Origin of the sequence: Aquimarina sp. MAR_2010_214, assembly GCF_002846555.1 — a bacterium.
Lineage (GTDB): Bacteria > Bacteroidota > Bacteroidia > Flavobacteriales > Flavobacteriaceae > Aquimarina.
This window is the reverse complement of the sequence record NZ_PJMS01000001.1, coordinates 2,885,429-2,898,346: the sequence shown is the minus strand read 5'-3', so window position 1 is coordinate 2,898,346 and position 12,918 is coordinate 2,885,429. Positions and strand designations below refer to the sequence as shown.

Below are 12,918 nucleotides of genomic sequence, written 5' to 3'. Positions count from 1 at the left end.
GAAACGAACCTCTTTTTAACAAGAAATACACTTAAATAGGTTCTAATGCTTTCTTTATTCTTGACATCGCTTTTGACATCTGAGCTTCTACAGTTTTCACAGAAATATCTAATTGTTCTGCCACCTCTTTATATTTAAATCCTTGAATTTTATTTAGAACAAAAACTTCTTTACACTTTGGAGGAAGTTTTTCTATTTCAGCTTGAACACGGTTTATCTTATTTTTGATAATATCGTTATCCTCTTCTACAAAAACATGTAACGCATCTTTTTTTATTTGCTCTTTGTAATTTAATTCTTTTTTATTCTTTTTATAAGTATCTATTAATTCATAATAACATGCCTTATAAAGGTAATTTTTAATAGAAGTAGTAATATTTAACTTTTTCTTATTTTTCCAAATCTTAAGCATTACATTCTGAACAACATCTTCTGCTTGTTGCTTATTCCTTGATAAACTATATATATAGGAACACAATTCGTTATAGTGCATTTCATACAGATGCCTATATACAAATTCATTACCTCTTTTAAGTTCCTCTATTTGGATTTCGTTCTTTATAGCACTCTTTTTTTAACTCATTTTTAAACCCTATCGCAAAATAATTAACAAAAACTTTACATAAATAATAAAAAAAATACTTTCCAAAGTAAGGGTTTTATATTTTTTTTAAGTCTTAACTATAAATAAGCCAATAATTCGCATGAAAAAAGACAACGATTTGGATATAAATCAAATACTTAGGTACTTAAATAATGAGATGTCCGAACGAGAACTCATCAAGTTCAAAAAGTTATTGAATGATGATGAAAATTTAAATGAATTTAAAAAATACATTATCACTGATCATTACATTCAATTAGGTAAAAATGATTTTGATAATCAAAAAGCATTGTCTCTATTCCAAAAACATATACAAAGTACAAAATCTCACTCTAAAACCCGCAAAAATAGAATCAATAATTATTTAAAATATGCGGCAGTTTTTGTTGGGCTCATAATTGGGACTACAATATACCTTAACAAAGATATTTTTAACACTGATGATATAGTAAATGAAGTAACGCTACAACTTAGTGATGGTAGTTTTGAAACTATACAGAGTACTGAATTATTTAAAGAAATTAAAAGTGATGACGGTACAGTAGTAGGTGTTCAAGAAAAAAGTAAAATAGTATATAATAATGAAAAGGAAAACGTTGCTGAAGTATCAACAAAAATTAACACCTTAAAGGTTCCTTATGGGAAAAAATTTCAATTGGTATTATCAGACGGAACAACTGTTCATGTTAATGCCGGCTCTACATTAAAATTTCCCGTACAATTTGCTGTTGGGCAAGTTCGTGAAGTAGAATTATCTGGTGAAGCTTATTTTGAGGTGGCTAGAAATGAAAAAGCTCCTTTTATTGTTTCTACCAATGGTATTAAAACAGAAGTTTTAGGAACAAAATTTAATGTTTCTTCTTATGATGATGATTCTTTTTCTGAAGTTGTTTTGGTTGAAGGTAGTGTAGGTGTATTTAAGGATGAACAACGATTTAACAAAGATACCGATCAAATACTAAAACCTAATCAAAAAGCCAGTCTTATAATATCCGACCAGAATATGAGTATTTCTACAGTAAAAACAGAAAATTATATTGCTTGGGTAGATGGTATATTACTATTTAGAAACGAAAGTTTTGAAAGTATCGCTAAAAAACTGGAGAGATCTTATGACAAGAAAATAACAATTAATTACCAAAAAATAAAGGAAGAGAAATTCACAGGTCAGTTTGATGTAGAAAGTATAGAAGATGTATTAAAAACATTTAAGAGCAATACCTCTTTTAATTTCACCATCAAAGAAAATGAAATAATTATTAATCCCTAAAACAAAAAAAGACATGCATTCAAAATGACTATAAAACAAAAAAATCGAGAAATGCTGCAACATCTCCCGATTTAGAGTAAGCGTAATTTAACAATGGTTCAATCATTAAATCATATTAAAAATATGAAAATAATTAGAAAAAACCACACTAATGGTGTGGCAAAATTAATATTTAATTTGAAAATGAGGCTAACAATACTCCTAATTATATTGTCTCTATTTAGAATAAATGCAAATACATATTCTCAAAACACCAAGATTTCCTTAGATGTGAAAAATTATACAATTGAGAAAGTATTTGATCTGATACAACAAAAAACAGAATTTAAATTGTTTTTTAAAGATGTTGAGGTAAACACAAGAAGAAAGGTGTCTTTTAAGGTTTCTAACAAAAGAGTAGAATACATTTTGGATAGAATATTTAAGAACACCAATGTTTCTTATAAAATAGTAGACAAACAAATTGTACTGGTTAAAAAACCGGTAAAATCTAATATACCAAAAATCAAAAAAAGACAGTCTGCACTGGTCAAACCCCAAAAAGGATTTGAAATTAGCGGGCAAGTAGTTGATAAAAATGGCCTTCCTGTACCAGGATCAACAGTATCTATCCAAGGAACTACTCAAGGAGTAGTAACAGACTTTGATGGAAATTTTACGATGCGAGTTTCGGTATCAGATGTAATTAAAATCGAAAACTTAGGTTTCGAAACTCAAACTATTACAATTACAGATAAGAATAAAAGAAAATTTAGTATTGTACTAAAAGAAAATGTTGAAGGTCTTGAAGAAATAGTAATAACTGGTTATCAAAATATTCAGAAGAAATTTTTTACCGGTGCCGCTCAATCTTTGAAAGCTGAAGATATAAAATTAGAAGGTGTACCAGATATTTCTAGATCTTTAGAGGGTCGTGCTGCAGGTGTTACCATACAAAATGTTACTGGAACTTTTGGTGCTACACCTAGAATAACAATTAGAGGATCTTCATCTATTCTTGGTGATACCAAACCTATTTGGATTATCGATGGTGCCATACAAGAAGAAATAGTAAACGTATCATTAAATGACCTTGTATCAGGAGACTCAAGTACGTTATTAAGTTCTGCCGTTGCAGGATTAAATGGTTCTGATATTGCTAGTATTGAAATCTTAAAAGATGCTTCTGCCACAGCATTATATGGTGCAAGAGCTCTAAATGGTGTAGTTGTTATCACAACAAAATCGGGGAAAAGAAATCAAAAAACAAGTGTTAGTTACTCGGCAGAATATGCTGTGAGGTCTAGACCTACCTACGCTCAATTTGATTTACTTAATTCTCAGGAAACTGTTTCTATTTATAGAGAATTAGAATCCAAAGGACATTTAAGCCTTGCAAGAAGTTTACAAGGAAGATTTGGAGGTATTTATAATCAAATGTATAGAGCAATTAATAATTTTGATACAGAAACGAACTCTTTTCAACTTGCAAATACTCCTGAAGCCAGAGCTCAATTTTTGCAACAATACGAATTAGCAAATACAGATTGGTTTAAAACACTATTTAGAGAAAGTTTAACTCAAAATCACTCTATAAGTTTTTCTGGAGGTAGTGAAAACTCTACTCATTATTCTTCTATAGGGTATTTTACCGATCCGGGATGGACTATTGCCGACCGTGTAAGAAGACTTACGGGAAATATTAGAAATACGTATTATCTAGGAAACAATTATAAAGTAACTACTTTGGTACAGGGATCTTATAGAGATCAGAATGCACCAGGTGCCTTTGACAGGTTGTCTGATGTAGTTAATGGTGGGTTTGACAGAGATTTTGATATTAACCCTTTTAGTTATGCGCTTAATACCAGTCGTGCACTTAGACCAAGGGATAATAATGGTGATCTAGAATATTTTAGATATAACTGGGCTCCTTTTAATATCTTAAATGAAATTGAGCACAACACTACAGAATTAACTGTACTTGATTTAAAGGTTCAAGGAGAGCTTGAAGCCAAGATCAATGACAATTTAAAATATAACTTCTTAGGTACGGCAAGATATGCTACTTCTGCAAATGAACATAAAGCAACAGAAAATTCTAACGTTGCTGGAGCATACAGAGCTAATGAAACTACGATTGTTGAAAATGCAAATACCTTCCTATTCCGCGATCCTGAACAACCTAATTCAAGACCGCAAGTAGTATTACCTTATGGAGGTATCTATACCAGAAGAGACAATAAAATTATCTCTTATAACTTTAGAAATACTTTAGATTATACTAAAAATTTAACTGAAAGAAGTGATATTAGAGTATATCTAGGTCAGGAATTTAGATTTACTAATAGAGAAGAAAGTCTTAGCCGAGGATTTGGTTATCAGTTTGATAAAGGAGGTACTCCATTCACAGATCCTAATATAATTGATAAAATAATATTAGATGGTGGTAACTATTTTGGTTTAGAACAAACCAGAGAAAGAGGAGCTACTTTCTTTGCTACTGCAACATACTCTTTTAACGACAAGTATATTTTAAATGTTACAGGTAACTATGAAGGATCAAACAGAGCTGGTAAATCATCAGATGCAAGATGGTTACCAACCTATAATATTGGTGCCAAATGGAACATTGATCAAGAACCGGCTATTCAAAGAATTGATTGGATATCTAAACTTGCATTCAGACCTAGTTATGGATTAGTTGGATTACTTGCCGATAATGTTAGTAACAGCTTACCTGTATTTAGAAATGTTGTAACAGATCGTTTAAATCCAAACACGCGTGAAAATGCTATTAACATTGAGGATTTACAAAACACAGAGTTAACCTGGGAAAAGACATATGAGCTTAATCTTGGATTAGAAGCAGGGTTTTTCAACAATAGAATTTCTCTTGTTACAGATGTGTATTTTAGAAAAGGGGAAGATTTGATTGACCTAATTAGAACTTCTGGAATTGGTGGAGAAGCGATTAAACTTGCTAATAATGCATCAATGAATACTAACGGAATAGAAATTCAGTTGAATACGCAAAACATTGTTAGTCCTAATTTTAAATGGGAAACAACAATTAATGTTGCCTATTTTGATCAGGAAATTACAGAATTAGAGCAAAAACCAAACGTATTTAATTTAGTAGCAAATACTGGAGGAAATGCAATTGGTTTCCCAAGAGGGTCTTTATTTTCGTTCCAGTTTGACAAACTAGATGAAAAAGGATTACCAACATATGTTTTTAATGATGATAGAGATCCTGTTTCTGGTGTTGATTTCCAGGAAATAGAAGATATTCAGGAATACTTAAAGTATGAAGGATCTGTAGAGCCTAACTTAACAGGTGGATTCGCAAATAATTTTACCTATAAAAATTGGGGTCTAAATTTCTTTGTTACCTTCTCTGGGGGAAACAAAATTAGATTAGACCGTTATTATTCTTCTTCATATAATGACCTATCCGTTTTCCCTACAGAATTTCAGAATAGATGGTTATCTCCAGGAGATGAAAACATTACAAACATTCCTGTAATACCATCAAGAAGACTAATAAACCAAGTTGGTACTAATGCGATTGGTAGAGCTTATAATGCCTACAATTACTCTACAGAAAGAATTGCCGATGGAGATTTTATAAGAATGAAGAATATTTCTTTGTCCTATACTTTCCCTAAGGATGCAATTGACAAAATAGGGCTATCAAATCTAAAAATGACGATGCAATCAACCAATCCTTTCCTAATTTATTCTGATGACAAATTAAAAGGACAGGATCCTGAATTTTTTAGAGCAGGAGGTGTTGCATACCCTATCGCTAAACAATATACTGTATCATTAAATCTTGGATTTTAAAAAGAAATGATTATGAAAACAAACATCAAATTAATTGGTATAAGTCTATTAACATTTTTAATGTTCTCTTGTGAAGATTCATTAGATGAACTGCCTGATAATAGAACACAAATTGATACTGCAGAGAAAATTGGCGAAGTACTTACACTTGCCTATCCTCTAGCAAATTATTCACCTTTTTTAGCCCCAATGACTGATAATGCAGATGATAAAGGACCTTCTGCACGTGAAAACAGAGTAAATACAGAAATGTATTTTTGGAGAGATGTAAATGACAATGATTCTGATTTCCCTACTCATTACTGGAATGAATGCTATAAAGCTATTTCGCAGGCAAATCATGCTTTACAAGCCATTGAAGATTTAGGTGGTGGCAGTGAACTGAATTATCTAAAAGGAGAAGCTTTAATTGCCAGAGCATATGCTCACTTTATGTTAGTAAATATTTGGTCTAAAACCTATAATCCTTCAACTGCAGGATCTGATTTAGGGATTCCTTACGTATTAGAACCAGAAAATGTTGTGATTAAAGAATATAAAAGAGGAACTGTAAAAGAAGTTTATGAAAAAATAGAAGCCGATATTGTAGCAGGGTTACCACTGATTACTAATAAATATACGGTCCCTAAATTTCACTTCAATAAGAATGCTGCAAATGCTTTTGCATCTAGATTTTATTTATTTAAAGGAGATTGGGAAAAAGTTATACAGTATAGTAATCAAGTATTAGGTACTGCTCCTGCTGATCTTTTAAGAGATTGGACTGGTAAGTATAGAAGTTTCACTTATAGTCAAGTTCGTAACGAATATTCTTCTACAGCAGAAGTTGCAAATTTATTAATTGTTTCTGGAGCGTCGCTTTACGGTAGAGGTGGAAATTTTCTCGCTGCCAGATATCAATTATCTACAGATTTAGCAAATACACTTTTCTTTAACGGTTCTCAAATTAATAACAAAAGATGGAGCTATAAGGTATATGGTTCTGATCTATTTTTAAATACTCCAAAACATATTGAATATTTTAGAACTACTAATGCTGCTGCAGGTATTGGATTTGCTTTTACAAACTCTGTTCTTCTAACTACAGATGAAGTTTTATTAAACAGGGCAGAAGCATTTACTATGCTTGGTCAAACTGGTAACGCTGTTAGTGATATTAATGCTTTCTTATCTAAAAAAATACGAGACTATGATGCTGCTACCGATGTGCGAACACTTGATCAACTGAATACTTTACATGCTGTTGATCAAGGGATATATGAGCCTTTTTACACTATCGAACCAGAAAAGCTTGCTTTATTAAATGGTATTATAGAATATAGAAGAAGAGAATTTCAGAATGAAGGATTGCGTTGGTTTGATATTAGAAGGTTTAATCTAGAAATTGTTCACGAAGATTTCTTCGATAACAAAAGTACGCTTACTAAAACCGACAACAGAAAACAGTTACAGATCCCTGTAGACGGACAAAGTTTTGGTTTACAATCAAATCCAAGATAACACTAAATAATTTTAAGACTATATAATTATGAAAGAAATAATAAAATGGATAACCATAGTTGCAATTACCATAACAGTTATGAGTTGCGACAAAGGCGATAGTGTTGGACCTACTCAAATCAATACTGAAACACCTCAATTATCTGAACTAGACATATGGATAAGAAACAATTTCACTACTCCATATAATATTGAAATCCAATATAAATGGAATGAAAATGAAGTAGATCTAAATAGATATTTGTACCCTCCAACAGTTGATAATATAAAACCACTATTAGAAGTTGTTAAAGCAATATGGATAGAACCATATACACAATTGGGAGGAGAGAATTTTATTAAAAATATTGCTCCAAGACAATTCACATTAGCTGGTGGTTTTAATTATAATCAATCAGCAACAATCACTTTGGGTTTTGCAGAAGCAGGAACCAAAATTACACTGTTTAATGTAGATCAATTAGATCTAACTGACCTTGTTCTTACAAAAAGGTACTTTAAAACTATTCAACACGAATATACCCATATTCTAAATCAGACAAAACCATTTGATCCTGCTTTTGGAGAAGTAAATCCTAAAAATTATACTGCTCAATGGTTTAACAGAAGCCTTTCGGTAGCAAATGAGTTAGGATATATCACTCCATATGCATCAAGTTCGGCTATCGAAGATTATGCAGAAATGGTATCTGTTATGCTAACTAATTCTAAAACTGAATTTGATGCCTTAGTGGATGGTATTACAAGTAACGAAGCAAGAGCTTCTATACGAACAAAGGAACAATTTGTTGTTAAATATTTTACAGACGAGTTTGGCATTGATTTATATGAGTTACAAGAATTGGTAAATCAAAAAACTTTAGACATTGTTAATTAATAAAACAAAGAAAATGATTATAAAAATTTTAAATAAAATATGTTTCGGGTTATTATTACTGACTTTTTTCTCTTGTAGTAATGATGAAAATGAAGAATTATTCGGTACCTCACCTAGTGCTAGAATAGACCAAAAAATAACAGAGCTTCAAAATTTACTTTTGGCATCTCCTGATGGATATAAAGCTGTTTATTTTACAAAAAATGATGAATTTGGAGGATTTACCTTTTATATGAAGTTTAAGAGTGATGGGACAGTAGATATGACATCAGATGTTGATACTGAAACTGCTGTTACTACTGGTAATTATGAAGTAAAGTTGGGTACTTCGGTAGAATTAATTTTTACTACACGTAACCAAATCCATAAAGTATCAGATAATGATCTTACTGGCCTCAGAGGAACTGGATATAAAGGAAATTCTAACTTTCAATATATCAAAAATGAAGGAGGGAAAATTACATTTAGAGAGCCTAGACACGGTGCTACTCTAGTTTTCGAACCTGTAACAGCAGCAGAATGGGATAACGTTAATATTACGTTAGGAAGAAGATCTAGTCTTTTACCTAGTGTTACTTCTTCAGTTTTTCAAGGTCTAACCATTGAAGATGCTTCAGGTAATAAAGTAGTTTACTCGTTTGACTACGATAGCTTACGTCTTTTTGTTAAATCGCAAAATCAATCAGATGGTAGTATTAAAGAAGTTTCCTATGGTATAGCCTATACTCCCGAAGGGCTTGTGGTAAGTCCTGCAATAGAAATTGGAGGTAATAGTTATGAAAACTTTATTTTTGACGCTACATCAGGATCATATGTTTCTGAAGTGGGAGGAAATAAAGCGACCATTGGTTTTATTGATCGACCTACAGTTATTAGTAATGATATTGATAAATTAACAACTGTTGGATTCAGAACATTCTCGCACCGCGTTTCATGGGGTACTAGTCCTCGTACGTCTTTAGGTTTTAATAACTTAATAACACAGATTAACACTAACTTAATACCCGATAATGAGAGTTACAATAGATTCGAAATACTATTAGAAAACACAAACACAACAGGTACTGGGAATCCAGGAATTATTAACCTTTGGATTAATATGCGGGGTAATAATGCAGCTACTAGCTTTTGGGCCAATTATCGGTTTGAAGCCATTATAATAGATAAAATTTTACGTCTAACCTATTTAGGAACAGGAAATCCTAATGGTAATTATTATGAAGCTAAAGTACAGCCAATGCTTGACTTTTTTGCAAGTTCAGATGGATTGTACTTTGAAAATCATGGAAGTTTTAAAACTGATATTTCTAATTTTAGTAATAGTTCAGCTTCATTTACCAGTTTAGAGGATCCAGCTTTAAGAATTTATGGTCTTTTCTTTGGAAATTAATTTAACACTTAAGAAGACGTATTGTAATTACATTTTAAATTCATAAAATTAGCCATAAACAACAAACTATTGTTCCCTCAATAGCCTTTCTAACTCAACTTTGGAAAACCCGGAGCTTTATGCTCTGGGTTTTTTGATTAATTATATTTTTTTATTTCTCAAAAAACTAATACCTAATACCATTTCTGATGTATAAGTACTCAAAAGAAAATAGAAGATTTTTGTTCTAGACGAAAAACAAAAATCAAGCATAGTCGTAGCTACGGTTTATTTTTATTTTGAAGTATAGGGCAAAAAGAGCAATTTTAAGTGGGTATTTATACATCAGAATTAGCATACCCCCTCCCACATTAACATTTACTTAAGAATAACATCAAAATTTCAATGTATTTTAGAAAATAAAAACAATGAAGCATCCATTTGTTCTTTTAGTATTACTCACTACAATACCCTCTTTTTCACAAACCGATACCGAGATATACCTTTTTGATATCACTAAAAAAGACAAAACAATTACTCTTAATAACCAAAGGAACATATCTAATAACAAAGGATATGATAATCAACCTTCAATTTTTAATGATACTATCGTTTTGTTTTCTTCTACCCGCAACAAACAAACAGATATTGCTGTATACAATAGTAAAAACACTACAATAGATTGGATTACAGAAACTAAAAATGGAAGTGAATATTCTCCCACCAAAATCCCTAACAAAGATCAGATTTCTGCCATCCGCCTGGATCAAGATGGTAAACAACTCCTTTATCGTTATGATTACAAAACCGGGAAGTCTAAAGTTTTATTACAAGGCCTTAAAGTTGGATATCATACCTGGTTTAATGAAAACATACTAGTTTCATCAGTGCTTGAAGATAATGCAATGTCATTGGTCGTATCTAATATAAAAAAAGAGACTAATCATACTTTTCAAAAAAAAATAGGGCGATCACTTCATAAAATACCAAACTCAAACCTGATTAGCTACATCAGTAAAGAAAATAAAGATTGGGAAATTAAATCAATCGATCCTATAACAGGAATCACAAAAAAAATCATAAACACAATCTTTGAATCTGAAGATATGTGTTGGTTACCAGATGGCACTATCCTTATGGGAAAACAAAATCGTATTTTTAGGTTTAATCCAAAAACAGATACTGGTTGGAGTATCTTTTACACTTTCATGGATAAAGAAGTTGGTAATATCTCAAGAATAGCAACAAATGCCGCCGGTAGTATGCTTGCCGTGGTATCAGATATCTCGCCAGAACATATTGTTCAAAAACAAGTAGATGCCTATAATGCAAGAGATATAGATGCCTTTTTAGACACATATTATGACGATGTGTTAATTTATAAGTATCCAAATACAGTACGCTATAAAGGTAAAGAAGCCATGCGCCCTTATTATGACCAAAAATTCAAGGATGAACCTAATTTATCTTGTGAAATAAAGCATCGTATCATACTTGGTAATAAAGTAATTGATGAAGAATATGTCACTTATAGTGATCGAATTGTGAAAGTGATTTCTATATATGAAGTGAAAAACGGAAAGATTGCCAAAGTAACTTTTATCAGGCCTCAACATGATACTGATATTGAAAAGAATTCTGAAAACATTATTAACAAACAACTCGAGGCTTATAATGCGAGAGATATTGATGCTTTTGTTACTACTTATTCCAAAGATATAAAAGTGTATAATTTTCCGTACAAATTTTTATATGAAGGTCATGAGAAAATTAAAAAAGGATATATCAATTTCTTTAAAAACACACCTGATCTCAATTGTAAAATCAAAAATAGAATTGTTATGGGTAATGTAGTTATTGATGAAGAGTTCCTAACCATCAATAAACAACACTATAGTGCTATAGCGATTTATGAAGTGAAAAATAAGGAAATAGCTAAGGTTATTTTTATTCAATAGCTTGTATCATCTTATAAATTTGTTAAGAGACCATTATTACTAGACTCTTTTATTTAAATTAGGCGATCAAATTCTTACAAATGAAAACATTTTTCACGGCTGCCCTACTTCTATTATCTACCATTTTAATTGCACAAACCGATCAACGTATATACGATATCATCAATGCTGTCTCTGCAGATAGAATTGAAACCGATGTCAAAAAATTAGCCAACTTCGGAACTCGTAATACATTTAGTGATACCATTTCTGAAACCAGAGGCATTGGAGCGGCCCGAAGATGGATCAAAACAGAATTCGAAACTATTTCTAAAGAATGCAAAAACTGTTTAGATGTATTTTATCAAAAAGACTTTGTAACCAAAGATATGGGATCCAGAGTTCCTCATGATGCCTGGGTGGTAAATGTAGTAGCCGTACAAAAAGGAACAAAATATCCTAATCGCTATATCATTATGAGTGGTGATATCGATTCTAGGGCTAGTGATACTATGGATTTCACTACAGATGCTCCAGGTGCCAATGATAATGCTAGCGGAATGGCAGGAACAATTGAAGCTGCAAGAGTATTATCAAAATACACTTTTGAAAATAGTATTATTTATGTTGGATTATCCGGGGAAGAACAAGGGCTCTTTGGTGGTGGTGGATTGGCAAAATATGCTAAAGATAAAGGATGGGATATTATAGGAATCCTTAATAATGATATGATCGGAAACATTAAAGGAGTAGACGGAGTTATCGATAATAGAGCTTTTAGAATATTTTCTGAACCTACCAACCTTACTGATGACGAGAAGAAAGTACGTCGTAGACGTTTTTATGGTGGTGAGGTTGATGGTATTTCTCGTCAATTAGCCAGATATGTTCATAAAAGTGTAAAAACATATATGCCAGAAATGAATCCAATGATGATCTATCGATTAGATCGTTTTGGTCGTGGTGGACATCATAGACCTTTTAATGATTTGGGCTATGCCGGAATCAGAATTATGGAAGCTCATGAAAACTACACACAACAACATCAAAATATCAGAGAAGAAAACGGAATCAAATATGGTGATGTGGTAGAACATGTTAATTTTGAGTATGCCGCAAAACTTACTGCTGTGAATGCTATTAACCTGGCTGGTCTTGCCTGGGCACCTCCTGCTCCATCTGAAGTGAAAATTGGAGGTATTGTAGAACCTTCAGCAAAATTTAAATGGAAAAAAGTCAATGATCCTAATGTAAAAGGGTATAAAATCTACTGGAGAGATACGACATCTCCAACCTGGGATCATAGTAGATTTGTTGGTGATGTAGACAACTTCATTCTAAATGGTATTGTTATTGATAATTTCTTCTTCGGAATCGCCACCGTTGGAAAAAATGGACATGAAAGTCCTGTTGTATTTCCATCAGAGGTTTTTAGATAAATTACAAAAAAGCTTCTGTAAATAATTTTGAAACTAACACAAAGCTAATTACTATATTAATACTACCAATCTAACAAACAGGTAGACCTAAAGT

At 31.8% G+C, this 12,918-nt stretch carries 8 protein-coding genes; 7 read left to right on the top strand and 1 reads right to left on the bottom strand.

All coding sequences use genetic code 11. The annotated features are described in order from the left end of the window. Positions 1-31 precede the first annotated feature (31 nt). Positions 32-502 carry an RNA polymerase sigma factor gene (locus tag ATE84_RS12285; protein WP_255412055.1) on the bottom strand — a complete coding sequence of 157 codons (471 nt, stop codon included), beginning with the start codon at positions 500-502 and terminating at the stop codon, positions 32-34. A 202-nt stretch (positions 503-704) separates the two neighbouring features. Here ATE84_RS12285 and ATE84_RS12280 point away from each other — a divergent pair, with 202 nt between their 5' ends. The 7 genes from ATE84_RS12280 to ATE84_RS12250 all read left to right on the top strand — a co-directional run bounded on the left by ATE84_RS12280 (position 705) and on the right by ATE84_RS12250 (position 12,824). Further along, on the top strand, positions 705-1,874 hold the full coding sequence (locus ATE84_RS12280) for a FecR family protein (protein WP_101448238.1): 1,170 nt from the start codon (positions 705-707) through the stop codon (positions 1,872-1,874). A gap of 123 nt (positions 1,875-1,997) precedes the next feature. Continuing rightward, complete coding sequence (locus ATE84_RS12275; RefSeq protein ID WP_233195796.1) at positions 1,998-5,702, top strand: SusC/RagA family TonB-linked outer membrane protein; 3,705 nt, start codon at positions 1,998-2,000, stop codon at positions 5,700-5,702. A gap of 12 nt (positions 5,703-5,714) precedes the next feature. Next, positions 5,715-7,202 (top strand): RagB/SusD family nutrient uptake outer membrane protein, encoded by a 1,488-nt coding sequence (locus ATE84_RS12270; RefSeq protein ID WP_101448237.1) that lies wholly within the window; start codon positions 5,715-5,717, stop codon positions 7,200-7,202. A 28-nt stretch (positions 7,203-7,230) separates the two neighbouring features. Beyond that, positions 7,231-8,079, top strand: a complete 849-nt coding sequence (locus ATE84_RS12265; protein ID WP_101448236.1) for a putative zinc-binding metallopeptidase — start codon at positions 7,231-7,233, stop codon at positions 8,077-8,079. Positions 8,080-8,092: 13 nt separating this feature from the next. Beyond that, positions 8,093-9,469, top strand: coding sequence for a DUF4302 domain-containing protein (locus tag ATE84_RS12260; protein ID WP_143273618.1), 1,377 nt, complete (start codon positions 8,093-8,095; stop codon positions 9,467-9,469). 407 nt (positions 9,470-9,876) lie between these two features. Next, on the top strand, positions 9,877-11,406 hold the full coding sequence (locus tag ATE84_RS26465; protein ID WP_199176876.1) for a nuclear transport factor 2 family protein: 1,530 nt from the start codon (positions 9,877-9,879) through the stop codon (positions 11,404-11,406). An 80-nt stretch (positions 11,407-11,486) separates the two neighbouring features. Beyond that, positions 11,487-12,824: a M28 family peptidase gene (locus ATE84_RS12250; RefSeq protein WP_101448234.1), complete on the top strand. Its 1,338-nt coding sequence runs from the start codon at positions 11,487-11,489 to the stop codon at positions 12,822-12,824. The last annotated feature ends 94 nt before the right edge of the window (positions 12,825-12,918 follow it).

Excerpts from the sequence above, each read along its gene's own strand:
- ATE84_RS12265 (WP_101448236.1), top strand. The coding sequence starts at position 7,231 with ATGAAAGAAATAATAAAATGGATAACCATAGTTGCAATTACCATAACA.
- ATE84_RS12250 (WP_101448234.1), top strand. The coding sequence starts at position 11,487 with ATGAAAACATTTTTCACGGCTGCCCTACTTCTATTATCTACCATTTTA.
- ATE84_RS12270 (WP_101448237.1), top strand. The coding sequence starts at position 5,715 with ATGAAAACAAACATCAAATTAATTGGTATAAGTCTATTAACATTTTTA.
- ATE84_RS12275 (WP_233195796.1), top strand. The coding sequence starts at position 1,998 with ATGAAAATAATTAGAAAAAACCACACTAATGGTGTGGCAAAATTAATA.
- ATE84_RS12280 (WP_101448238.1), top strand. The coding sequence starts at position 705 with ATGAAAAAAGACAACGATTTGGATATAAATCAAATACTTAGGTACTTA.
- ATE84_RS12260 (WP_143273618.1), top strand. The coding sequence starts at position 8,093 with ATGATTATAAAAATTTTAAATAAAATATGTTTCGGGTTATTATTACTG.
- ATE84_RS26465 (WP_199176876.1), top strand. The coding sequence starts at position 9,877 with ATGAAGCATCCATTTGTTCTTTTAGTATTACTCACTACAATACCCTCT.